The organism is Mycobacterium sp. (assembly GCF_032159565.1).
Lineage (GTDB): Bacteria > Actinomycetota > Actinomycetes > Mycobacteriales > Mycobacteriaceae > Mycobacterium.
Genome location: NZ_JAVHWR010000096.1, coordinates 13,681 through 37,059 on the forward strand (window position 1 = coordinate 13,681; position 23,379 = coordinate 37,059).

A 23,379-nucleotide genomic window follows, 5' to 3' on the forward strand; every position below is an offset into this window, starting at 1 on the left:
TATCCGGCGTAACGTGGTGGAGTGACTGATCAAGTGACTACCGACCTGCCGCCCGCTTTGAGAAGGGCTTTGGACCTTCTCGCCGATCCGCCGGCGGATCCCGACATCAGCAAGGGTTACCTCGACCTGGTGGCCGACGGCCCTGTGGCCGAAGCCACGCTGCCGAAGAACACCGGCGCGATCCAGGCGGCGTGGGCGTCCGGAATCGGCTCGATGCTCTACGACAACGCACAGGCCTTCGCGCGCAAGTATGTGAGCGCGTGGCAGCTGCCCACCGAGTGGCTGGAGATCCCGGCCGGTGGCGTCGCGCTCGACATCGGCAGCGGCCCGGGCAACGTCACGGCCGCCCTGGCACGCGCCGCCGGTTCCGACGGGCTGGCGTTGGGCATCGACATCTCCGAGCCGATGCTGGCGCGTGCAGTCGAGGCGCAAGCGGGTCGCAACGTCGGCTTCATGCGCGCCGACGCGCAACAGCTGCCGTTCCGCGACGAGACCGTCGACGCGGTCACCTCGCTTGCCGTGCTGCAGTTGGTGCCCAACCCGTCGGCCACCCTGGCGGAGATCGCGCGGGTGCTGAAGCCCGGCGGACGGGTCGCCATCATGGTGCCGACCGCCGGCCGCGGCGCCGAGTTCCTCAAGTGGCTGCCAAACGGCGGGGTCACCTTCTTCACCGAGGACGAACTCGGCGACACCTTCGAGGATCTCGGCCTGGTCGGCGTGCGCACGAAGACGCTCGGCAACATCCAATGGGTGCGTGCGAGAAAGCCCTGACGACTGTTGTCGGTTGGTGCTCCTCACGTCCGCAAGTAGGTTCGAGCCGTGAGCACCGGCGGGATCGTCCTGGTCGCACTAGTCATCGCCGTCGGGCTGATCGGCATCGTCGTTCCGCTGCTGCCCGGCATCCTGCTGGTGTACGCGGCGATCCTGGTGTGGGCCTTGGTCGAACACAACGTCACGTCGTGGGTGACGCTCGCGGTGGTGACCGTGCTGATCGGCGCGACCACGCTGACCAAGTACATGTGGCCGATGAAGCGCATGCGCGCCGCCGACGTCGGCACGCTCACGCTGCTGGCCGGCGCGGTCCTCGGCATCGTCGGCTTCTTCGTGATCCCCGTCGTCGGCCTGGTAATCGGGTTCGTGCTGGGCGTGTACCTGGCTGAGCTGGCCAACCGCCGTGACCAGCGGATCGCCTGGGTCGCGACGAAGCACGCGCTCAAGGGCGTGGCGCTATCGGTGGGCGTCGAGTTGGCCGGTGGGTTGCTCGCCACGATGGCGTGGGTTTTCGGGGTCTACCTAACTCAGTAAAAAGTAAGCGCGACGTGGCTAGGTTCTAGTGATGGCCAAGCTCCGTTTCGGATACTTCATCGCGCCGTTCCACCGCGCGGGCACCAACCCCACCCTCGCGCTGCAGCGCGACCTGGAGTTCGTCGAGCACCTCGATAGGATCGGTTTCGACGAGGTGTGGATCGGCGAGCACCATTCGGCGGGCAGCGAGATCATCAGCTCACCGGAGGTGTTCATCGCCGCGGCGGCCGAACGGGCCAAGCGAATCCGGTTCGGCACCGGCGTCATCTCACTGCCGTACCACAACCCGTTGTGGGCGGCCGACCGGCTGATGCTGCTCGACCACCTCACCCACGGCCGGGTCATCGGTGGCGTCGGACCTGGCTCACTGCCCACCGACTCGTCGATGATCGGGCTGACCCCCACCGACACCCGCGAACTGTTGGAGACCAACCTCGACATCCTTGTCCGGCTGTTGGCAGGCGAGACCGTCACCGCGAAGACCGCAACCCATGAGTTGCACGACGCCCAACTCCAGCTCGCGCCCTACTCCGACGACGGCATCCCGTTGTCGGTCGCGGCCGTCGCCTCACCGACAGGTGCGCGGCTGGCAGGCAAGCACGGCATCGGCCTGCTCTCGATCGGCGCCACGCTGATCGTCGAGGGCTTCGATGCGCTCGCGCACCACTGGGGCATCGCCGAGGAGCGCGCTGCCGCCTTCGGCACCACCGTCGACCGCAAGAACTGGTCGCTGGTCTGTCCCATGCACATCGCCGAAACCGAAGAACAGGCCCGCGCCGACGTCCGCTTCGGCATCGAGCCCTGGTTCCGCTACTTCCAGAAGGTTGCGGCCTTCCCTCAGATGACCATGCCCGGCGACCAGATCGACGAGATGATCGGCATCATCAACGATGCGGGGGCCGGCGTCATCGGCACGCCCGAGACGGCCAGGGCTCAGGTGCAGCGACTGTGGGACCAGTCCGGCGGCTTCGGCGCCATGCTGCAGATGGGACACGAGTGGGCCAACCCCGCGGCCAGCAGGCGCTCCGCGGAACTGTTTGCCGCTGAAGTCATTCCGCACTTCCAGGGTCAGGCGCAGCCGACGCTGGACGCGGCGGCTCGCGCCAGCGAGGTGCGCGAGGACCTGGCGCAGACGGCGATGAGCGCCATCGAGCACATGACCAAGAAGTACGAGGCCGAGAAGGCCGGCGGCTGACGATCAAGCGGCGTGAGCCGCGTTGAGGAGGCCGCCGAACAAACGCCGGCGGCTGACGATCAAGCGGCGTGAGCCGCGTTGAGGAGGCCGCCGAAAAAACGCCGGCGGCGCCTAGTTTTGATATCCGCGCCTCAAGAGCGGGCATCCGCGCCCAACCGCGCGATCTCTTCGGCGACCAGTTCGGCAATCCTGTCGAGGGGAGTCGCTCGCGCGATCGTAGCGCCGAGCCGACGGGCGGCGTCCCTGCGATCGCCGGCTTCTCGGACGGCTGCGGCGATCGCGTCCGGTGACGGGTGGGCCGTTCGGAGGTTCACGCCGACCCCGGCATACTCGACCCTTGCGGCCACCTCCGCCTTGTCGGCGGATTCGCCCGCGACAACAACAGGAATGCCGTAGCGGATGGCGTGCTGCACCCCGCCGTACCCGCCGTTGGTGATCATCACATCGACGTGTGGCATCAGTACCGAATACGGAATCCATTCCGCGACATAGGCGTTCGCGGGAGTCTCGGCGAGAAGTCGCCGGCGGTCGCAGCGTCCGGTCGTCGCCACCACGACCACCCCGTCTGCGTCGGCGAGCGCTCGAAGGGCGGGCGCGATCAGCTGGTCGAGGTCAGCGTTGTCGAACGTCCCCTGCGTCACATGCACCACAGTGTCGGCGCGAAGCACGGCGTCCCACCATGCCGGCGGTTGGAAGCCGTCATCGGTTTCCGGCAGAACGGGTCCGACGAACTCGACATTGCCCGGCAGGTCGCGCCGCGGATACTCGAATTCCGTGACCGTGAGCTGCATCAGCCGGTCGGCGAGCCGGGGCCAATCCAGCACGGAGACCTCGATGTCCGGAGCGCCGACGTCGCTCAGTGCAGCGTTCAACTCGTTGCGGATACCCCTGAACATCATCCGATCCACGACTGCATGCATGCCGCTGTAGTCCATTCCGGCCCGCGGCATCCACGACATCCCGAACGGCGGGGAGTCGGCGCTGGTCAAAGTGAGCGGGCCCACGCCGCAGACAAGAACCGCCGGCCGTGGGCTCTTCGACGCCACCAACGGAAGAGCGCCGGTGAAGGCCAGGTCGACGAGGACGACTTCGGCCGGTTCGGCTGAGAGGACGCGTTCGAGCGCCCGGTGTTGGGCCGCCAGCGGCGCGACGAACGTCGACCGCACATCCGACAGACCGGTCAGATAGCGCCGAACCAGACGGGGAAGCACTCGAGGAATGGCGGACACGGCGGTCGGCGCGGCCGGTTGAGCGGCCCCATCCAGTGGTGCGAAGCCGAGGTTGAAGTCGGTGACGAGGTCGCTGTACTCCTCGCCGGTGAGCACCCGTACGTCGTGCCCGAGGCTCTGCAGGTGGGCGCCGATCAACACCATGGGCAGCACGTGCCCAGACAGCGGGCTAACCGCTGCAACTATGCGAGCCAACAAACAGTCCTCGGGATCAACGAGCAACCATCGAGTCGGCCGCTGCAATGTCCCGGGGTTTTCACCGACCGCACAGGTTTCAAACTTGCGTCGGGCGGGGTGGCTGCGTCGGCGAAGCCTGAGAGAACGCTGATTACTCCCGGATAGCGGAGCTTGCAATCACTTTCGGCGCGCGACGGCCGCGTTAACGGAAGAAGTGTATAACGCTTGGTTATGGGTAGTTGATCACTGGGCTAACCGCAGGGAGTTCGATCATGAACATCGTCCAAGGCGCCGTCCGTGCCGTCACTCTTACCGCTGACGCCACCACGGCGGCGGCCGGGGCGGTGGGAGGCGCGGCGATCAACGGAGTCATCGGAGGCATCCGCGGGACGGCTGCAGGTATTCGCAGCGGGTCGTCCGACGGCAGCCACTCGTCGGCCGCGGCGGCCCTTACATTGGCGGCGGTCGGTACCGCCGGGCTGGTTGAGTGGCCGATTGTGCTCGCGGTCGGCGGCACAGCTCTCGTGGTGCACCAGCTCAGTCAGCAGGCCGGCCGCAATGCGTCCGATGCGACCACCACCCAGCGCGCCGCAGCACGGCCGGTGAAGGCCAAGCCCGCGAACGCCACGAAGGCGGCCAAGCGCGCGCCGTCGAGGTCGCGGCGGACCTCCACCAAGTGAGGTTTCCGCTCGCAACTCTGATAGCACGCGCGTCGACCGTCGCGGTAACTCCGGTGGCCATCGGTGCCGCCTGCGCGGCGACGGCTGTCGAAACGGGACTACGGCTGCGCGCCGGCCCGGCGCCGACCGCGGCCCGGTTGGCGTCGCCGGATGCGATCGAGTGCGCGGTCGGCGCGGTCAAGGAGTTCGTCGGCATCGCCCCGAGCCGACGCACCTGGTCGGGTGGCGGCCGCTGCTGGATCGAGGTCCGCGGGTTGCAATCGCAGCACGGCCGGCAAATCGGTTCGGCGGTGCTGCGCGCCGTGCGCAAGGCGCCCGGTGTGCGATCCGCGCAACTCAACTATCCGCTGTCCCGCATCGTCGTTCACCTCGACGAAGCCGAATGGAGCGTGGCCCAGCTGTGCGAGATCGTCGCGGACGCCGAAGAGGAGTCACGGCAGCCGGACGTTGACGACTCCGCGACTCACCACACCGACCTGCCGGGTGACGGTGTAGTACTCGCAGGCAAGGTGATCGCCGCTGCAGCCAATGGCCTCGGCCTTGGCGTCGCGGTCGCGGGCCGGCTACTGATGTTGCCCAGCCTGCCCACCGGTCTGTCTGCGGCCGTCACGTTGATCGACTATCAACCGCGAATGCGCGTGCTGGTCGAAGAGCGGCTCGGCAAGGATGCCACCGACACCGTCCTGGCAGTCGCCGCTGCGGCCGTGTACGCGATCACCCAGGCCCCTTCCGCCCTGGCCGTCGAATTCATCCGGCACGTCGGACAGGTCGGGGAGGCTCTGGCCGCCGCACGCGCATGGGAGGTTTTCGAGCCGATGCTGGCCGCGAGTGCCGAATGCATCGACGCAACGCCGCCCGCGCAACGGCCATGTCCGGTGCCGCCGGGAATTGTGGAGAAACATGCCGAGCGAAGCGGTGTCGTTCAGGTTGTCGCCGCGCTCTCGTTGGGCTTGCTGACCCGTAACCTCAACACGGCGGCCACCGCAGCCGTCGTGACCGCCCCCAAGCCTGCGCGCAATGCACGCGAGGCCTTCGCCAGCACGCTCGGACGTGGCCTGGCCGACCGGCATGGCGTGCTGCCGCTGCGGCCGTCGATGCTACGCATGCTCGACCGTGTGGATGCGGTCGCGGTGGATCCACGGGTGCTCGCCATCGACTCTCTGCGGGTCAGTCAGATCAGGAACGTCGCCGACGGGAACCGTGGCGCGGTGTGGCAATGGGCGCAGGACCGGCTGGACGGCGGCGGACTGGACGCCGGTTGGCACCGGGCCCCGGCCGACCTCGACGGCGCACGGAGGAATGGCCGGTCACGTGGTGAAGTGTTCGTCCGCAATGCCCATCACCCCCTAGCGCACAGCGTGCTGGCGGAGATCCGGTGGGCCGGTGCGGATGTCGTTTCGGTCGACGTCGACGACCTCGACGACCTGCGCTCGTCGTTCGACGAGTTGTATGCCGCCGACGACGAGGTGGACGCCGCGCTCGCGCGCGCCGTCCGAGACCTGCAGCAGAACGGCAGGACCGTCGCGGTGTTGTCCGCGAACGCACCGCGCGCGCTGGACGCGGCAGACGTCGCTATCGGCTTGATGGGCACCAGCGGTGTCATGCCATGGCACGCCGGCCTGATGGCCGACGACCTCCAGGGCATCTGGCGCATCCTGCACGCTCTGCCCGCCGCCCGCACAGCGAGTCGGCGGGGCGTCGAATTGGCAACCAGTGGAACACTTCTCGGCGCGCTGTTGATGATTCCCGGTGTCCGCGGCGTCGGCCCTGGGCCGGGCATCGCCGGCGCGGGCGCAGCTCTTGTGGTGGGCAACCGGGCCGCGCGCCGCGTGCTCGGGGACAAGACACCCGCGCCTGCACCCGTCCAAGACTGGCACGCCATGTCGGTGGACCGGGTGAGGCGCGAACTGTCGAATATCAATACGGTTGGACCACAGGATGATTCGGGCAGCTCGGCACCGGCGTCAGCGGGTCGGGCCGGCGCGGCGGCCGATTCGGTGCGCCATGGTGTTGCGGAGTTCCTCACCACGTTGCGCGGTGAGCTCGCCGATCCACTCACCCCGGTACTGGCGGTCGGGTCGGCGGCAAGCGCCTTGCTCGGGTCACCGGTCGATGCCGTGCTCGTGGGCTCGGTGCTGACGGGCAACGCGCTGCTTGCGGCGACGCAGGAACTTCGGGCCGAACGGCTGCTACGGCGCCTGCTGGCGGTGCAGGATCCGCCCGCGCGGCGGTTGAAAGACGGCCGCCCCGAGAACGTGGAAGCCGCGCAGCTGCGGCTCGGCGACACCATCGAGGTGTGGCCGGGCGAGGTGGTTCCCGCCGACGCGCGCCTCTGCGAGGCCACCGATCTGGAGGCCGATGAGTCGGCCTTGACCGGTGAGTCGTTGCCGGTGGCCAAACAGGTGGACGCGACGCCGGGTGCGGTGCTCGCCGAGCGCAGTTGCATGCTGCACGCGGGGACGACAGTGGTGGCGGGCAAGGCGGTCGCCGTCGTCACGGCCGTCGGTCCGCAGACGCAGGTGCGCCGCGCCGCCGAGGTGCCGCAGGGCGAATCGGCGGCGGTCGGTTTGCAGACCCAGTTGCGGGATTTGACGAATCGGGCGCTGCCCCTCAGCCTCGCAGGCGGTGCGCTGGTCAGCGGACTGAGTTTGTTGCGGATCTTCCCGTTGCGCCAGGCGGTGGCGACCGGGGTGGCGGTCGCCGTCGCGGCGGTCCCCGAAGGCCTTCCGTTGGTCGCCACCCTGGCGCAGCAGGCGTCTGCTCGACGGCTGACGCGGGCCGGAGCGCTGGTGCGAAGCCCGCGCTCGGTCGAGGCGCTCGGGCGCGTCGACGTCGTGTGCTTCGACAAAACGGGCACGCTCAGCGAGAACCGGCTGCGGGTCGCGCGCGTCGAAACGGCGGCGCGCTGCTCACGAGCGCAGGTACTTGCCTGCGCGGGTCGCGCCACCCCGGCGCCGAACGGCGATCGCCACGAGCACGCCACCGACGCCGCCGTCGCCGAGGCCGCGGCAGGCGGCCCCGCCGCCGGGGGAGCCGCCGCTCATCTGCCGTTCCGTTCGGGCAGGCCGTTCTCCGCCTCGCTCACCGATGGCGAGCTGTCGGTGAAGGGAGCGCCCGAGGTGGTGCTGGCCGGCTGTGCCGACCTGGATCCCGCGATCGACAGGGCCGTGGCCCGGATGGCGCAAAGCGGTCTACGCGTCATCGCCGTTGCGAGCAGGGGACTTTCCGAGGCGCAAGCCCAACGGGCGCGCGACGACGCCGAGGAATTCGCAAAGCTGTGCGGCACGGGGCTGCGGCTGGTCGGACTGCTCGGTCTGTCCGACACGCCCCGCGAAGAAGCCGCGGATCTGCTGAAGTCGTTGCAGGACCAGCAGATCGGTGTGCGGCTGATCACCGGTGACCACCCCGTCACGGCCACCGCGATCGCCGCCGAGCTAGGCCTTCCGGTGACGGCCGAGCAGGTGATCAGCGGTCGCGACTGGGATGCGCTGCCGCGCCGCGGACAGGAGCGCGCCGTCAAGGAGCGGGTCGTCTTCGCCCGCATGTCACCCGAGCACAAGGTTCAGATCGTGCAGACGCTGGAGCGCGCGAATCTGGTGTGCGCCATGGTCGGTGACGGCGCTAACGACGCCGCCGCCATTCGAGCCGCCACGGTCGGCATCGGTGTCGCGTCGCGTGGAAGTGACCCGGCTCGGACTTCCGCTGACGTCATGCTGCTCGACGGACGGATCGGGGCGTTGTTGGACGCCCTCGACGAAGGCCGGCAGCTGTGGCGCCGCGTGCAGGCCGCCGTGTCCGTGCTGCTCGGCGGCAACGCGGGCGAGGTGGCGTTCGCGATCGTCGGCAGCGCCCTCACCGGTCGGTCACCCCTGAACACGCGTCAGCTGTTGTTGGTCAACATGATGACCGACGCGCTCCCGGCGGCGGCGTTGGCGGTGAGCCCGACAACCAACGACGCGGAGGACCGCGGCGGGCGCGGCCCTGACCGCGCGGCGCTCTGGCGGACGGTGGCGATTCGGGGAACAACGACCGCAGGCGCCGCCACGGCGGCGTGGTTCATGTCGGGGTTCACGCTCGCACCGCGTCGAGCCTCGACGGTGGCGCTGGTGGCGCTGGTGTCGACTCAACTCGGTCAGACGCTCATCGATTCGCACAGCCCGCTCGTCGTCGCGACCGCAGCCGGATCGCTGGTGTCACTGGGTGCCCTGATCAGTACGCCGGGGATCAGTCAGCTGCTCGGCTGCACGCCGCTGGGGCCGATCGGGTGGACTCAGGCGCTCGGCACGGCCGCCGCGGCGACCGCGGCTGCTGCGGTGGCCCCCCGGTTGATCGGCGTGGTTGCATCGTCGATCTCGACGACGCCGCACCTCCACAGCAGTGCATACAGTTCTCGCAACGGAATGGACAACACTCGCGTCACTGCGTCGGTCAACGGATCCGAGGGCGCACCGGTGGTGGAGGCGGTCACGCCTCCCACACTGAGAAAAGTAGGGGTCCACAGACCCAAGACGACATGACGGGAAGGCGACGAATGGCTGAAGAATCCCGACGGACCCATCGCGACGCGGTGGAACGGGTCCGCGAGGCGCAGACGTTCGCGGTAACGCTTCCCGTGCTCGGCCGGGTGCGCCTCCCGCGTCCCGAGCAACTCGCCTTCTACGGCGCGCTGGGGGCGTTGGCGGCGGTGGAGATCATCGAGTGGCCGGTGGCCCTTGTGCTCGGCGTGGGCCATGCGTTGATGCAGAACGAGCACAGCCGCGTCGCGCACGAGGTCGGCGAGGCGCTCGAGGACGCCTAACCAAGAAGTGCGGCGCGCAGCCTCGCGACATCCTCGGCTGTCACGCCGGCGGCGCCGAGGTAGCCGTCCAGGGAACCGAAGTCGTCGAGGATCGCCCGCTTCGCCGATTCGAGATACGCCTCCTGAACACCGAGCACCGCATCGGTGAGCCGCGCTTCGGCCACCTCCGCGACCTCGGGTGTCTCCGACATCCGGTCGCGGATCGTCTCGACGATGTGGGCGCGCAGTTCCGGCACGGCGTCATTGCTGGCCAGATAATCGGCCATGACGGCATCGCGGTGCACGCCCGCTGCCTCAAGCACCATCGCGATGGTGAACCCCGTCCGGTCCTTTCCGGCGAAGCAGTGTGCCAGCACCCTGTCGTCGTCACCGAGCATCGTGACCACCTTGTGCACCGCGCGCTGCGCGAGGGTTGACCGGGCGATCCGGTCGTATTCCTCGGTCATGTAGCGGGCGGCGGCGTCGCTGACCGACTCGTCATCGGACTTCTCTGTCAGCATCTTCTGGAAGGCGTGCTCGTGTGGCGCGTCGGCGTCGGAGGCGATCGTTTCCACGAACGGCAGGTGGTGGATAACCACGTTGTCGGGCACCAGCCCCTTGCCGTGGCGCTCCAACTCCGGCGCCGACCGCAGGTCCGCCACATCGGTGATGGCCAGCCGGCCAAGGGTTTCGCGGCCCGCGTCGTCGAGGTTGCTCAGCTCGCCGGACCGGAACAACCTGCCCGGTTGGATCCCGCCCTTCTCGGCGACGTCGCGAAAGTTCCATGTCCCCGAAAGCGGCGGCACTAGCTCGTCACCGCCGCTGCGAAGGCTGATTTCTCCTTGCCGAGCTCGCCTCGCGCGATGGTCCGCATGTGTACCTCGTCGGGGCCGTCGAACAGTCGCATGGCCCGATGCCAGCCGTAAAGCCGCGCCAGAACGGTGTCGTCGCTGATGCCGGCTGCGCCGTGCACCTGGATCGCCCGGTCGATGACGTTGCACGCCATCTGCGGTGCAACCGCCTTGATCATCGAAACCAATTGGCGCGCTTCTCTGCTCTGGTTGCCGTGCTGGTCGATGGCCCACGCCGCCTTGTGGCACAACAGACGGCTCTGGTCGATTTCGTTGCGGGACTGGGCAATCTGCTGCTGCACCACGCCCTGCTCCGCCAGGGGCTTGCCGAAAGCGATGCGCGTCTGCACCCGGTCGATCATCAGCGCCATCGCCCGCTCGGCCACCCCGATCGCCCGCATGCAGTGATGAATGCGGCCGGGGCCGAGCCGCGCCTGTGCGATCGCGAAGCCGCTGCCCTCTTCGTCGAGCAGATTCGACACGGGCACCCGGACGTTGTCGAAGCTGATTTCGCAGTGCCCGTGCTGGTCCTGCCAGCCGAACACCGGCAGCGACCGCTCGATCGACACACCGGGTGTGTCGACGGGCACCAGGATCATCGACTGCTGCTGATGGCTCGCGGCCTCGGGATTCGTCCGGCCCATCACGATGAGGATCTTGCAACGCGGGTCGGCGGCACCCGAGATCCACCACTTGCGACCGTTGATGACGTAGTCGTCTCCGTCGCGCAGCATGGTCGTCTGGATGTTGCGGGCATCGCTGGATGCAACCGCGGGCTCGGTCATGGCGAACGCGCTGCGAATCTGACCGTCGAGCAGTGGCTCGAGCCACTGCTTGCGCTGCTCCTCGGTGGCGAACAGGTGCAGGGTCTCCATGTTCCCGGTGTCCGGGGCCGCGCAGTTGGTCACCTCGGGGGCGATCTCCATGCTCCAGCCGGTCAATTCCGCCAGGGGCGCGTACTCCAGGTTCGTCAGGCCCGAGATCGACGGCAGGAACAGGTTCCACAGCCCGCGCTCCTTGGCCAGCGGCTTGAGCTCCTCGATGACCGGCGGGACGGTGTGGTCGTCGGGGCCCGCCGCACGCCGGTACTCCTCGTATGAGGCCTCCGCGGGGAAGACGAATTCGGTCATGAAAGCCGAAAGGCGCTTGTGGTGATCCTGCGCCTTGGCAGACATCGCGAAGTCCATGTAGCCACACTAAACGGTGCGCAAAATGGACTGATGACCGAGAGCCGTCCCCCGTTTCCGCCGTTCACACTCGAAACCGCGCAGCAGAAGGTCCAGGCCGCCGAGGACGCGTGGAACACTCGCGACCCCGAGCGGGTCAGCCTCGCCTACACCGCCGATTCGCAGTGGCGCAATCGCGACCAGCACATCGTCGGACGCGAGCAGATCGTCGCTTTTCTAACCCGGAAGTGGGAGCGGGAACTGGATTATGTGTTGCGCAAAGGTCTGTGGGGATTTCGGAACAACCGGATAGCGGTGCGCTTCCAGTACGAATGTCATGACGCCGACGGGCAGTGGTTCCGCAGTTATGGCAACGAGCTGTGGGAGTTCACCCCCGAGGGGCTGATGGCGCGGCGGGAGGCCAGCATCAACGACGTCAGGATCGACGAATCGGACCGCCGCTACTTCGGTCCGCGACCCGAATCGGAGTACGGGCGGGACTTCCCGCTCTGGTGATGGTCACGCGGGACTGTCCGGGTTGTGCGGCGTCGGGCTCTCATCCGATTCCCACTTGGACTCCATCGCATGGGTTACCACGGTTCCCGCGGCGATCTCTCGCTGGAACGTCTCGCCGTCGTCGTCTTCGAAGGTGACGGTAAAGACGGCGGTGCCGGCCGCGTCCTTGCTCACCTGCTTGAACACCGCCTTGGACGGTTGTGGGTCTCCTGTCCCGCGGGATATGGCGATGATGTCGCCGGGAGCCACGTCGTCGATGTGGTCGTTGGAGATGTTCGACATGTGCGCGACGGTAGTCGAGGCGAACGAGTGAGGCCCTCCCCGGTACGCCGCCGGGGAGGGCCTCTGTGGAGGGAGAACTATTCGTGTTGTTATTCAGTTGTGGGCTTACCGGCCGAGGTAGGTGTGGCCGTGACCGTGGTGGTAGCGCCAGCCCGGGAGCGCGCTCGGTGCCGGCCTGGCGTACGTGTCCGGGGTAGCCACGATCGAGGTGTGCGAGCCGTTCTGGGTTGTGGTCACCGTGGCGTTGGCCATTCCTGCCAGGCCGAGGGCGGCACAGGAGAGGATGCCGGCCGAGGCGACCGGGAGGGCGATGCGGGCGATGATGTTCGTCATTTCAATTCCTTTGTCTTCGTTGAGTTTTCGGTCTCTCCGCCGGTGTGTTCCGGCGATGACTTAAGAATGCCGGAACCGGTCGCCGCTGTATGTCGGCAGATCGGCCGGTGACACGGGGGAATCCGTTGTCCCCCAATCGGGGGAACGGGGCAGGTTGCTGTGCCAAGCTGAAACGCATGGCGGCGGAGAAGGTGCGGGTCGTAGTCGGTGACGACCACCCGATGTTCCGCGAGGGCGTCGTCCGCGCGCTGGTGTCCAGCGGCGAGATCGACGTCGTGGCCGAGGCGGAGGACGGGCTCGAGGCCCTGGAGCTCATCCGGACCCACCAGCCACACGTGGCGCTGCTCGACTACCGGATGCCCGGCATGGACGGCGGGGAGGTGGCCGCCGCGGTCATCCGCGACCAGCTGCCGACGCGGGTGCTGTTGGTGTCCGCCCACGACGAGTCGGCCATCGTCTACAAGGCGCTGCAAGACGGCGCGGCGGGCTTCCTGCCGAAGGAGTCGACCAGGAGTGAGCTGGTGAGCGCCGTCCTGAAGTGTGCGAAGGGCAAGGACGTCCTTGCGCCGGAACTCGCGGCGGGCCTGGCGTCGGAGATCCGGCGCCGAAATGAGCCGGACGTCCCTGCACTGAGCCCCCGCGAGCGCGAAGTGCTCAAGCTGATCGCCGCGGGCAGCAGCATTCCGACGATGGCCAAGGAGCTGTTCCTCGCTCCGTCGACGGTCAAGACCCACGTGCAACGGCTGTACGAGAAGCTCGGCGTCAGCGACCGCGGCGCTGCGGTGGCAGAAGCCATGCGCCGCAAGCTGCTGGACTAGCCGCGGACGCGAGGAGCACCAACAAGCGTGGACAACCCGTTCGGTTGGATCGTCGACTACTTCGCGACCGAACCCGTGCGCGTCTCGGCGATCCTGCGCCTGCCGCTGATCGGTCTGATCGCCGTGCTGGTGTTGATCTGGGAGGTCGACCACTGGCTGCCCCAGCTGTATGCGGTGATCCTGGGCGTGTACGCGGTCGCGGCGGTGCTCTGGTTGATCGCTGTGCTGCGTGGGCCCGTACCCCGGTGGGCGGACTGGGCGTCGACGATTGTCGACCTGCTGGTGATCGTCGCGCTGTGCCTGGTGTCCGGAGGTGCGACGTCGGCCCTGCTGCCGGTGTTCTTCCTACTGCCGATCTCGGTGGCGTTCGGCGACCGCCCCGCGCTGACGGCGATCTTCGGCATCGTCACGGCGGTGGGCTATCTCGCCGCCTGGATCTTCTACTCCAAGCGCGACGACAGGATCGGCCTGCCGAACATCGTGTACACGCATTTCGGCTTCCTGGTGTGGCTGGCCGTCGCGACGACGGCGCTGTGCTACGTACTGGCTCGACGGTCGTTGCGTGTCAAGGCATTACAGGATGTACGCCGCCAGCTGGTCTCGGAAGCGATGCAGGCCGACGAGCGGCGTAACCGGGAAGTGGCCGAACATCTGCACGACGGCCCGCTGCAGATGCTGCTCGCCGCGCGCCTGGAACTCGACCAAGCGCGTGAGCGCAACCCTGACCCGGCGTTGGACATGGTGTACGAGGCGCTGCAGGAAACCGCGACCGGCCTGCGCTCCACCGTCACCGAGTTGCATCCGCAGGTGCTCGCGCAACTCGGGCTCACACCCGCCCTGCGAGAAATGCTGAAGCAGTTCGAGACTCGTACCCAGATCACTGTGGACGCCGATCTCGACGAGGTGGGCAAGCCGCGATCCCAGCAGTTGCTGCACCGTGCGGCCCGCGAACTGCTCACCAACGTCGGCAAGCACGCAGGCGCCAACACGGTGCACGTGATGCTGAAGCGCAAGGGGAACCGGTTCAACCTGACGATCGCCGACGACGGCAGGGGCTTCGATCCCGCGGTGGTCGGCCGGTCGGTCGCCGACGGACACATCGGATTGGGTTCTCTGATGGCGAGATTCGACGCGATGGGCGGCGCGATGCACATCGACTCGCGAGTCGGCGGCGGCACCCGCGTGGTCGTCACGTCGCCGCCCGAGCCGGCTACCACCCCCGCCGAGCCGGGCACGCCCGCCGAGCAGACGTGAAGTCGCACATTTTGGAGTGAATTCGTGCGAGTTTACGTCTGTCCCCAGCTTCGCGGGGCCCACGCGGTGTTAGGTGACCAGCGCCCGTGCGATGACGAGCCGCTGAATCTGGTTGGTGCCCTCGAAGATCTGGGTGATCTTCGCCTCGCGCATGTAGCGTTCCACGCGATAATCGCGGGTGTAGCCGGCGCCGCCGAACACCTGAACGGCATCGGTGGTCACCTTCATCGCCGCGTCCGTTGCGGTCAGCTTGGCCACACTGGCCTGCGCCGAATACGGCCTGCCGAGGTCACGCCTGCGTGCCGCGTCGAGATAGGTGGCGCGTGCACTGACAACGGCAGCGGCCATATCGGCCAGCACGAAGCCAAGACCCTGGTGGTCGATGATCTTGCGACCGAACGTCGTTCGCTCATTGGCGTAGGCCGTCGCGTCGTCCAGAGCGGCCTGCGCCAACCCGACCGCGACGGCGGCGATGCCGAGCCTGCCGGAATCCAGTGCGCTGAAGGCGATCTGCAGACCCTGTCCCTCGTCGCCAATGCGCCGGTCGGCGTCGACGTGGGCGTGGTCGTAGAACGCGGACGTGGTCGGCACCGCATGAAGGCCCATCTTCTCCTCGGGCTTGCCGAAGCTCAGGCCGGCCAGATCGCCGGGAATCAGGAAGCAGGAGATACCGCGACTGCCTCCCCCTTCGCTTCGCGGGGGAGGTGCCCCCACCCCGGTGCGCGCGAACAGGGTGTAGAAATCGGCCCGCCCGCCGTGCGTGATCCACGACTTCGACCCGTTGATGACATAGCCGCCGTCGGAACTGGTGGCCGCACAGCGCAGCGCCGCGGCGTCCGAACCTGCCTGCGGCTCGGACAGGCTGTACGCGCCGATCTGCTCACCCGAAAGCATCCCGGGCAGCCAGCGCTGCTTCTGCTCGTCCGTGCCGAAGGCCAGCAGCGGATGCGACGACAGGCTGTGCACGCTGACCGCGACCGCGACGGCCGCCCACCGTGCCGCGATCTCCTCGAGCACCTGCAGGTACACCTCGTAGGGCTGGCCGCCGCCGCCCCATTCCTCGGGCTGCGGCAGGCTTAGCAGCCCGGCGGCTCCGAGCTGGGCGAAGACCCCTTCGGGGTAGGTCTCGGCCTTTTCATGTGCATCGACGATCGGGTCGAGCACCTTGTCGGCGATGTCGCGGGTGAGAGCGATCAGCTCGACGGCCTCGGCGGAGGGCAGTAGGCGGTCTACCGGCACGTGTGTGTCAGACCTTCTCGGTGACCGAGAGCGCCGCGTTGATCGCGTCGACCCGGTCCTTTGCGTCACCGAACAGCATCTGGGTGTTCTCCCGGAAGAACAGCGGGTTCTGCACGCCTGCGTAGCCGGCGGCCATGGACCGCTTGAACACGATCACGCTGGCGGCGTTCCAGACGGTCAGCACCGGCATGCCTGCGATCGGGCTGCTCGGGTCCTCCGACGCGGCCGGGTTGACGGTGTCGTTGGCCCCGATGACCAGGACGACGTCAGTGCTGTCGAAGTCGTCGTTGATCTCGTCCATCTCGAGCACGATGTCGTAGGGCACCTTGGCCTCGGCCAGTAGCACGTTCATGTGGCCGGGCAGGCGTCCCGCGACGGGGTGGATGCCGAACCGGACCTCGATGCCGCGATCCCGCAGCTTGCGGGTCAGGTCGGCGACGCCGTATTGGGCTTGGGCTACGGCCATGCCGTAGCCCGGCGTGATGATCACCGAGTGGGCCGAGGCGAGCAGGTCGGCGGCGCCTTCGGCGTCGATTTCGCGGTGCTCGCCGTAGTCCTTGTCCCCGGCTGGACCGGCCTCGATCCCGAAGCCGCCTGCGATGACCGAGAGGAACGACCGGTTCATCGCCTTACACATGATGTAAGAGAGGTAGGCACCCGAGGACCCGACCAGCGCGCCGGTGATGATCAGCAGGTCGTTGCCGAGCAGGAAGCCCGACGCCGCAGCGGCCCAACCGGAATAGCTGTTGAGCATCGACACCACCACCGGCATGTCCCCGCCGCCGATCGAGGCGACGAGGTGCCAGCCGAGAAGCAGGGCAAGCACGGTGACGACCACCAGCAGCCACAGCCGCGGGTCGATCACGAACCACACGGTGAGCGCGGCGAAGACGACGAGCGCGCCGACGTTCAGGAAGTTCTTGCCGGGCAGCATCAGTGGCGCGGACTTGATGCGGGCCGAGAGCTTGAGGTTGGCGACGATCGAACCAGTGAACGTCACGGCGCCGATGAAGACGCCGATCACGACCTCGGCGGAGTGGATGCCGAGCATGCCCTGCTGATGCAGCAGCGCGGCCTCGGATCCGGCGAGATCACGTTCGACGTGCAGGTAGCCGTTCCAGCCGACCAGCACGGCGGCCAGGCCGACGAACGAGTGCAGCAGCGCGATCAGCTCGGGCATGCCGGTCATCTCGACCACCTTGGCGCGCCACAGACCGATCGCGGCACCGATGGTCATGGCGCCGACCAGCAGCGCGAGGCCAACCGGCTCGATGTGGCGGGCGAGCGCAAGCGCGATCGTCGCGATCAGGGCGACGGCCATTCCGGCGATGCCGAACGTGTTGCCGGCCCTTGATGTTTCATGCTTGGACAGTCCGGCCAGCGCGAGGATGAACAGTAGGGCCGCGACGACGTAGGCCGCGGTTGCGGTGGTTTCCAGGGTGAACACTTCTCAGCTCCTCGAGAACATGGCCAGCATGCGGCGGGTCACGGCAAAGCCGCCGAAGACGTTGTTGCTGGCGAGCAGGGTCGCCACGGTCGCCAGCGCGGTGATGACGACATCGCCGTGCCCGATCTGCAACAGCGCACCGACGACGATGATCCCCGAGATCGCATTGGTCACCGACATCAGCGGGGTGTGCAGCGCATGGTGCACATTGCCGATCACGTAATAGCCGATCACGATGGCCAGCGCGAACACCGTCAGGTGCACCTGCAGCGCGGACGGTGAGAGCGCGATGAGCGCGAACAGCACCGCCGCGGCTGTGAAGGTCACTCCCAGTCGGCGCCCGGTGGTCATCGGTTGTTTGGTCGGCTTGACCTCTACCGGCGCGGCAGCGGCAACGGCCGGTGCCGCCGACACCTGCACGGGAGGAGGCGGCCAGGTGGTCTCGCCGTCCCGCACCACCGTCACCGAGCGCTGCACAACGTCGTCCCAGTCCAGCGTCAGCTGGCCGTCCTTCTCCGGGGTCAGGAGCTTGAGCAGGTTGACCAGATTGGTGCCGTACAGCTGTGACGCGGTTGCGGGCAGTCGGCCGGCCAGATCGGTGTAGCCGATGATCGTCACGCCGTTGTCGGTGACGGTCGCCTGGTCCTTGACCGTGCCCTCGACGTTGCCGCCGTTGGCCGCGGCCATGTCGACGACCACGCTGCCTGGCTTCATCGACGCCACCATGTCGGCGGTGATGATGCGCGGCGCCGGCCTACCGGGGATCAGCGCGGTCGTGATGATGATGTCGACATCCTTGGCCTGGTCGGCGTAGAGCTGAGCCTCGCGGGCCTTGTAGTCGTCGTCCATCTCCTTGGCGTAGCCGGTGGCCGACACCTCGGCCTCTGGTGATTCGATCGAAAGATATTCGCCACCAAGAGATTTGACCTGATCTGCCACCTCGGGTCGGGGGTCGGTGGCGCGCACGATGGCGCCGAGGCTGCCTGCCGCACCGATAGCCGCCAGACCGGCCACGCCCGCGCCGACGACGAGCACCTTGGCAGGCGGCACCTTGCCAGCCGCGGTCACCTGACCGGTGAAGAATCGGCCGAACTCGTTGGCGGCCTCGATGACGGCGCGGTAGCCCGCGATGTTCGCCATCGACGACAGCACGTCCAGCGACTGGGCCCGGGATATACGCGGAACAGCGTCCATGGCGAGCACGGTGATCGGCCGGGTGGCCATCCGCTCGACGAGTTCCGGCTTCAGCGCGGGGGAGATCAGGCTGATCAGGGTGGCGTCGTCGCGCAGGGCGGCGATCTCCTCGTCGTTCGGCGCGTTCACTTTCAGCACCACGTCTGCCGCCCAGACCTGCTCGGCGGACCCGACACCGGCACCGGCCTCCGAAAACGCCGCATCGGAGAAGCTCGAGGCGGTGCCCGCGCCGGTCTCGACCACTACCTCATAGCCCAGCTTGATGAGTTGGCCGACCGTCTGCGGCGTCCCGGCGACACGCGTTTCTCCAGCCAGCGACTCTCTCGGGATCCCGATGATCATCGATTTCGATCCGATCTAGGTTCTGTCACGGTCCGGCCGGAGTGCAAAAGGCGCCCCGACACAGCTCGTCGTTGCACGAGTGGAATACGTCAGTGTAAGAGTCGGCCCAAATCAACGGCGCGCCCTGTAGGCACGTGCCGGTGTACCCGAGTAAGCAGGTCCACGGTCATCGATCGCTTCCGCCCGTAAGTTTCGGCGGCTGCTCCGAGGGGAATCCTTAATTAGCGGGTGCGTCAGCGCCGCAGGATTTCTCCGACGAAAGGAACCGCCATGGATAGCAGCGCCGTCGTCTGGATCGTTGTCGCCGTAGTCGCCGTCATCGTGATCGCTGCGCTGGTGTTCGCGGCGCGCAACAGGCGCAACCAGCGCAGGCACGTCGAAGCCGAGCGCATCCGCGGCGACCTCGACACGCACGTCGCCAAGGTGGACAAGCGCGAGGCGCTGGCCGACGAAACCGCGGCGCGCGCCCGCGCGGCGCAAGCGGAGGCGGAGGCCAAGGCGGCAGAGGCCGCCCGACTCAACGACCGGGCGGAAAGCCACCGAGGCGTCGTCGCCGAGTCGCGGGAGGACATCGAGAAGCGCCGCGAGCACGCCGATCGACTGGATCCGCGGACACGGGTGCAGACCGATGGCGACCAGCATGACGCCGTCAGGCGGGACGATGTCGGTTACGACGCCGCTGCACAGCAGCGCGGCGAACAGGATCCCACGGCCCAGCAGGCCGCCGGTCGGGAACCCGAGCGCAGGTAACCCAAGCCCAGTGCCGCGTTCGGGGGTCGGCGTATTCCTAGAGCGCGGCACTGCCATGCATTCATGTGGAAACAAACTGCAGTAGTGCACTACTCGCGCCATTACGGCGCGGGCCGGAAACGATGGATTCATGCAATCGACACCGGATGAGGTGCTGCAGGGCCAGCCGCCGAACTTGAACGAGCCGACGGCCAAGGGTCTGCCGACGGACAGAGAACTGGAATTGCTGCGTCAGCAGCGCATCCACTTTGACGGGTTTTTCACCGGCCCTACGTGGTAGGCGGCGCGCTCTTGCGAAGAGTTGCTTAAACCGGGGGATAGGCGGGCGGTGGATACGCGCCTCGCAGGATCCAGGCGAACCAGTTAACGCCGTACTCGAGCTCGTCGCTGGCGTCATAATCCGGATTCGGATCCATGTGCTCACCTTCCCGCGTATCGGCTGTGTCTAGGCGGAAGTCTAGACCCGCAGCGACGGTGCCGACACCCGGTGCATCTAGACTGGCCAACCAGTTGATTGATCGCCCCGGGGTATGTGGGCCCCGGCCTGCCTATAGTGAGTCGCCATGTCCGAGACGCCGAACGGGATGTCCCGCCGCGAGGAGCTGTTGGCGGTCGCGACCAGGTTGTTCGCCGCGCGGGGCTACCACGGCACCCGGATGGACGACGTTGCCGACGCGGTCGGATTGAACAAGGCGACGGTGTATCACTACTACGCCAGCAAGTCACTGATCCTCTATGACATCTACAAGGGTGCGGCCGATTTCACCGTGGCCGCGTTGCACGACGACTTGTCCGCCTCGGCGCGCGAGACGATCTACCACTTCACCCGCAGGCTGTTGGTCGGCATCGCCGGTGACCTCGAGCGGGCGGCCGTTTACTTCCAGGAGGGTCCCTACATCACGGAGTGGTTCACCGAAGAGCAGGTGGCCTACATCCGAGAGAAGGAGACCCAGGTCTACGAGCACGTGCGCGACGTCATCGACCGCGGCATCGCCAGCGGCGAGTTCTACGAATGCGACTCGCATGTGCTGGCGCTCGGCTACATCGGCATGACCCTCGGCTCGTATCGGTGGCTGCGCCCGCAGGGCAGGCGCACCGCCCAGGAGATCGCGGCCGAGTTCAGCACCGCGCTGCTGCGCGGACTGATCCGTGACGAGGCTGTCCGGGTGGAGTCGCCGCTGGGCCTCGGCGTCGGCGAGCACGCTTAGCGCAGATCCGGTGCCGATAGGCTGAGCCGATGCCGTTGGTGAGCAAGACAGTGGAGGTCGACGCGTCCGCGGAGGCGGTGATGTCGATCGTGGCGGATTTCGAGGCGTACCCGCAGTGGAACGACGAAATCAAGGGCTGCTGGGTGCTGGCCCGCTACGACGACGGACGGCCCAGCCAGCTTCGGCTCGACGTGGTGGTGCAGGGCCAGTCGGGCACCTTCATCACGGCGGTCTACTACCCGGGCCCGAACGAGATCTACACCGTGCTGCAGCAGGGTGACCACTTCGACAAGCAGGAGCAGAAGTTCTCGGTCGTGCCGATCGGGCCGACGTCGCTGCTGACCGTCGACCTGGATGTCGAGACCAAGCTCGCGATCCCGAAGACGATGGTGAAGAAGGCGATCGGGGACACGCTCGACTACCTCGCGGACAATCTGAAGGCCCGCGCCGAGCAGCTCGCCGCCACCTGACACCGGTCACGCCTGCGCCCCGAACAGCGCATCCCAGAAAGCCTTGTTCGATTCGGCGTTCAGCGCCGCCGCTTCCTCCCGCAGCGCCAGTGCCCGCTGATGGATTCTGTATTCGGTTGCTCGTGGCATCGAGGCCGGCCCATATCGGCCGCGCCGCAACCGTCGCACCCTTTCGTGTCCCATCTCGCAAACGCAGCGCGTCCGAAACCGTCCTTGAAGCGCGGCCGGCGACCTCGAAGCCATGGAAGTCGAGCATGTCGAGCAGATCGGCCAACGTCGCAGGGCCGTGCTGGAACAGATGAAGGGTCAAAACGCACCGCAGTTCATAGCCGCGAAGCCGGCGCATCTTTCTCATGACCGAACAGGTCTTTCTTCGGCCGACATTGTCGACCAAAGGAGGGCACCTCGGAAACTGGTGTGGCGCCCCGGCTCAGCGCCAGATACCGGTGGACTCCAGCCGCTCGGTCAGTCGCCGTGCGCCGTCGTCGACCTGACTTAGGACATTTTAGTGTCGTTGATGGTGGCGAGCGCCGCGCGGAGGTCGTCGGGTAGCGGGTCGGCGGCGGTGAGGATTTGTCGGCCGGCTTTGATCTGGACGGTGCGGTAGCGTCGAGCGGTGCGGACGAATTGCTTTATGCTCCAACCAGTTTGGGTCTCGATGTAGTGACTGACTGCCATCGCAGCGAACACGATCGTCAAGTGCGCTTCGATGGATTCGCGGGTGTGGTGGTAGATCGGGCGGGCCCGAAGGTCGTGCTTGGACATCCGGAAGGCCTTCTCGATGCGCCACAGCTGGTGGTAGGCGCCGATGACGAAGTCGGCGGGCTGGTCGACCAGGTTGGTGGTGTAGCCCTTCCACCCCGCCAGCGCGCGGGTCTTGGACTCCAACTCGCGGTTCACGCTCTTGGTCGCCCCTGTGAGCTTGATGAACCGATTCCGTTTCACCGCTGCGTGCCCGTCGACGGCACGTTGTGCCTTGGCGACCTGCTCATCGATCCCACGCAGCGTGCGCCGGGCCCGGTCGTGGCGGTACTGGTAGTGGATGACCCGATCGGGGATCCCGCGGGCCTTCTCCGAGCTGGTGGCCGGCCACGGCTGAGTCAGCACCAGCTGATCCGGCACCGCCTCGCCCGCGTGCGCGTCACGCCATTCGCGCACGACGTCGGGCAGAAACGGAATTCTCGCGCCCAGGATGTAGGACAACCCCGCCGCTTGCAGCGCAATCTGATTGGCCTCCGAGATCATCCCGGCATCGGCGACCACCGTGACGTCGGTGAGCTGGTGCGCGGCCTTGAAGGCGTTGATGACCGGCAGCATGGTCGCGGTCTCGGCCTTGTTGCCCTCGAAGGCCTCTACGGCCAGCGGGAACCCCGAAGCATCGGTGAGAAGCCCAATGGTGATCTGCGGTTCCAGCCTGCGTTCCTTGGAGAACCCGGGCTCGCGGAACCCGTCACCGGTATCGGTTTCGAAGTACAAAGTGCTGACGTCGTAGAGCACCAGGCTCGCTGGGCCCAGCCCGGCGCGGGCCGCACATGCCGCCGATAATCCTTGGCGCACTCTCGGTTTGGCGATCACCGGCAGGCGCCGCGTCACCGTTCGGTAGTCGACCGCCGCGATGCCGGTCTCGGCGAGCACCCGTAGTGAGTCTTGCTTGCTGGTCGGTTCGATGATCCGGGCCAGGACCAGATCACGGAACACCTCATCACCTCCCACAGCGGTGTGCAACCCGAGGACCTGATACGCCCGGCACAACCCATCCCACAGGTGGCTGGACTTGGAGGCGACGATCTCCAAGGGTTCGCCGTCGGCGCCGACGGTATTCAGCCCCAGGTCCAGGGCGCCTTGACCTTCGGCCAAGCGTTGGCGGGCGGCAGCCTTAAGTGCTTCGACCTCGCCGTCATCGTGGGCAGACCCCAGATGCTCAATCTGGCGCGCACCACGCCGCGTCGACCAGACGATCTGCACCGCGGTCCCCCCCGAGGCGGTCCTCACGGTGCGCACATAGGCCACCACAGCACCCTACGAGCCCAGATTTAGTGTGCAGATTCTCGGCCCGACGACCAACAAATTGCAGGTTCATCCTGAATGATCGGGTCGCCTTTACATCGGGTCGCCCATCCCATCCAAGCATTAGCCGCGAAGGGCG

The 23,379-nt window shown here is 67.3% G+C and carries 22 protein-coding genes and 3 pseudogenes; 13 read left to right on the forward strand and 12 right to left on the reverse strand.

All coding sequences use genetic code 11. The features are described from left to right. The first annotated feature begins 21 nt into the window (after positions 1-21). Genes QOC76_RS11765 through QOC76_RS11775 form a run of 3 tightly spaced genes read left to right on the forward strand, consistent with a single transcriptional unit; the run spans position 22 to position 2,500 of the window. Complete coding sequence (locus QOC76_RS11765) at positions 22-771, forward strand: class I SAM-dependent methyltransferase (protein WP_526357014.1); 750 nt, start codon at positions 22-24, stop codon at positions 769-771. A gap of 48 nt (positions 772-819) precedes the next feature. After that, positions 820-1,305: a DUF456 family protein gene (locus tag QOC76_RS11770; protein WP_526357015.1), complete on the forward strand. Its 486-nt coding sequence runs from the start codon at positions 820-822 to the stop codon at positions 1,303-1,305. Between the two features lie 31 nt (positions 1,306-1,336). Beyond that, positions 1,337-2,500, forward strand: a complete 1,164-nt coding sequence (locus tag QOC76_RS11775) for an LLM class flavin-dependent oxidoreductase (RefSeq protein ID WP_526357016.1) — start codon at positions 1,337-1,339, stop codon at positions 2,498-2,500. A gap of 131 nt (positions 2,501-2,631) precedes the next feature. Here QOC76_RS11775 and QOC76_RS11780 read toward each other — a convergent pair whose 3' ends face one another. Continuing rightward, complete coding sequence (locus QOC76_RS11780) at positions 2,632-3,873, reverse strand: nucleotide disphospho-sugar-binding domain-containing protein (RefSeq protein ID WP_526357034.1); 1,242 nt, start codon at positions 3,871-3,873, stop codon at positions 2,632-2,634. Positions 3,874-4,178: 305 nt separating this feature from the next. Between QOC76_RS11780 and QOC76_RS11785 the strand changes: the two genes are divergently transcribed. Then, complete coding sequence (locus QOC76_RS11785; protein WP_526357017.1) at positions 4,179-4,586, forward strand: hypothetical protein; 408 nt, start codon at positions 4,179-4,181, stop codon at positions 4,584-4,586. A gap of 53 nt (positions 4,587-4,639) precedes the next feature. Next, positions 4,640-8,917, forward strand: a pseudogene (locus QOC76_RS11790) (HAD-IC family P-type ATPase); the annotation flags it as partial. Here QOC76_RS11790 and QOC76_RS11795 read toward each other — a convergent pair. Continuing rightward, positions 8,857-9,144 carry an Rv1535 domain-containing protein gene (locus QOC76_RS11795; RefSeq protein WP_526357018.1) on the reverse strand — a complete coding sequence of 96 codons (288 nt, stop codon included), beginning with the start codon at positions 9,142-9,144 and terminating at the stop codon, positions 8,857-8,859. The pseudogene QOC76_RS11790 and the gene QOC76_RS11795 overlap by 61 nt on opposite strands. Between QOC76_RS11795 and QOC76_RS11800 the strand changes: the two genes are divergently transcribed. Continuing rightward, positions 9,118-9,384 carry a hypothetical protein gene (locus QOC76_RS11800; protein ID WP_526357019.1) on the forward strand — a complete coding sequence of 89 codons (267 nt, stop codon included), beginning with the start codon at positions 9,118-9,120 and terminating at the stop codon, positions 9,382-9,384. The genes QOC76_RS11795 and QOC76_RS11800 overlap by 27 nt on opposite strands. Here the strand turns inward: QOC76_RS11800 and QOC76_RS11805 are convergent. Continuing rightward, complete coding sequence (locus tag QOC76_RS11805) at positions 9,381-10,169, reverse strand: tyrosine-protein phosphatase (protein ID WP_526357020.1); 789 nt, start codon at positions 10,167-10,169, stop codon at positions 9,381-9,383. The two genes, QOC76_RS11800 and QOC76_RS11805, sit on opposite strands and share 4 nt — an antisense overlap. Further along, positions 10,169-11,389, reverse strand: coding sequence for an acyl-CoA dehydrogenase family protein (locus QOC76_RS11810; protein ID WP_526357035.1), 1,221 nt, complete (start codon positions 11,387-11,389; stop codon positions 10,169-10,171). The genes QOC76_RS11805 and QOC76_RS11810 overlap by 1 nt, the downstream gene beginning before the upstream one ends. Positions 11,390-11,434: 45 nt before the next feature. On the opposite strand from QOC76_RS11810, the gene QOC76_RS11815 reads away from it, so the two are divergent. After that, complete coding sequence (locus QOC76_RS11815; protein ID WP_526357021.1) at positions 11,435-11,896, forward strand: nuclear transport factor 2 family protein; 462 nt, start codon at positions 11,435-11,437, stop codon at positions 11,894-11,896. Between the two features lie 3 nt (positions 11,897-11,899). On the opposite strand, the gene QOC76_RS11820 is transcribed toward QOC76_RS11815, so the two are convergent. Both QOC76_RS11820 and QOC76_RS11825 read right to left on the reverse strand, forming a co-directional pair. Then, the gene (locus QOC76_RS11820) at positions 11,900-12,178 is read right to left on the reverse strand and encodes a hypothetical protein (RefSeq protein WP_526357022.1); all 279 of its coding nucleotides are present in this window, start codon (positions 12,176-12,178) and stop codon (positions 11,900-11,902) included. Positions 12,179-12,283: 105 nt separating this feature from the next. Further along, on the reverse strand, positions 12,284-12,511 hold the full coding sequence (locus tag QOC76_RS11825; RefSeq protein WP_526357023.1) for a hypothetical protein: 228 nt from the start codon (positions 12,509-12,511) through the stop codon (positions 12,284-12,286). A 176-nt stretch (positions 12,512-12,687) separates the two neighbouring features. Here QOC76_RS11825 and QOC76_RS11830 point away from each other — a divergent pair, with 176 nt between their 5' ends. Continuing rightward, positions 12,688-13,329, forward strand: coding sequence for a response regulator (locus QOC76_RS11830; RefSeq protein ID WP_526357024.1), 642 nt, complete (start codon positions 12,688-12,690; stop codon positions 13,327-13,329). 27 nt (positions 13,330-13,356) lie between these two features. Further along, a complete protein-coding gene (locus QOC76_RS11835; RefSeq protein ID WP_526357025.1) occupies positions 13,357-14,583 on the forward strand; it encodes a sensor histidine kinase in 1,227 nt (408 codons plus the stop codon). Between the two features lie 69 nt (positions 14,584-14,652). Here QOC76_RS11835 and QOC76_RS11840 read toward each other — a convergent pair whose 3' ends face one another. Genes QOC76_RS11840 through QOC76_RS11850 form a run of 3 tightly spaced genes read right to left on the reverse strand, consistent with a single transcriptional unit; the run spans position 14,653 to position 18,805 of the window. Then, positions 14,653-15,822 carry an acyl-CoA dehydrogenase family protein gene (locus QOC76_RS11840; protein WP_526357026.1) on the reverse strand — a complete coding sequence of 390 codons (1,170 nt, stop codon included), beginning with the start codon at positions 15,820-15,822 and terminating at the stop codon, positions 14,653-14,655. Positions 15,823-15,829: 7 nt separating this feature from the next. Continuing rightward, entirely contained in the window at positions 15,830-17,269 is a 1,440-nt protein-coding gene (gene pntB, locus QOC76_RS11845; RefSeq protein WP_526357027.1) for a Re/Si-specific NAD(P)(+) transhydrogenase subunit beta, read from the reverse strand. Positions 17,270-17,272: 3 nt separating this feature from the next. After that, positions 17,273-18,805, reverse strand: coding sequence for a Re/Si-specific NAD(P)(+) transhydrogenase subunit alpha (locus QOC76_RS11850; RefSeq protein ID WP_526357028.1), 1,533 nt, complete (start codon positions 18,803-18,805; stop codon positions 17,273-17,275). Between the two features lie 270 nt (positions 18,806-19,075). Between QOC76_RS11850 and QOC76_RS11855 the strand changes: the two genes are divergently transcribed. Continuing rightward, positions 19,076-19,555, forward strand: coding sequence for a hypothetical protein (locus QOC76_RS11855; protein WP_526357029.1), 480 nt, complete (start codon positions 19,076-19,078; stop codon positions 19,553-19,555). 130 nt (positions 19,556-19,685) lie between these two features. Further along, a complete protein-coding gene (locus QOC76_RS11860) occupies positions 19,686-19,835 on the forward strand; it encodes a hypothetical protein (protein ID WP_526357030.1) in 150 nt (49 codons plus the stop codon). Between the two features lie 25 nt (positions 19,836-19,860). On the opposite strand, the pseudogene QOC76_RS11865 reads toward QOC76_RS11860, so the two are convergent. After that, positions 19,861-19,968, reverse strand: a pseudogene (locus QOC76_RS11865) (CAP domain-containing protein); the annotation flags it as partial. Between the two features lie 150 nt (positions 19,969-20,118). Between QOC76_RS11865 and QOC76_RS11870 the strand changes: the two are divergent. Both QOC76_RS11870 and QOC76_RS11875 read left to right on the forward strand, forming a co-directional pair. After that, positions 20,119-20,763 carry a TetR/AcrR family transcriptional regulator gene (locus tag QOC76_RS11870; RefSeq protein WP_526357031.1) on the forward strand — a complete coding sequence of 215 codons (645 nt, stop codon included), beginning with the start codon at positions 20,119-20,121 and terminating at the stop codon, positions 20,761-20,763. Positions 20,764-20,792: 29 nt separating this feature from the next. Next, positions 20,793-21,233 carry an SRPBCC family protein gene (locus QOC76_RS11875; RefSeq protein WP_526357032.1) on the forward strand — a complete coding sequence of 147 codons (441 nt, stop codon included), beginning with the start codon at positions 20,793-20,795 and terminating at the stop codon, positions 21,231-21,233. Positions 21,234-21,239: 6 nt separating this feature from the next. On the opposite strand, the pseudogene QOC76_RS11880 reads toward QOC76_RS11875, so the two are convergent. Both QOC76_RS11880 and QOC76_RS11885 read right to left on the reverse strand, forming a co-directional pair. Beyond that, positions 21,240-21,588: pseudogene (locus QOC76_RS11880) on the reverse strand (hypothetical protein). Positions 21,589-21,728: 140 nt separating this feature from the next. Next, on the reverse strand, positions 21,729-23,243 hold the full coding sequence (locus QOC76_RS11885; RefSeq protein WP_526357033.1) for an IS1634 family transposase: 1,515 nt from the start codon (positions 23,241-23,243) through the stop codon (positions 21,729-21,731). Between the last annotated feature and the right edge of the window lie 136 nt (positions 23,244-23,379).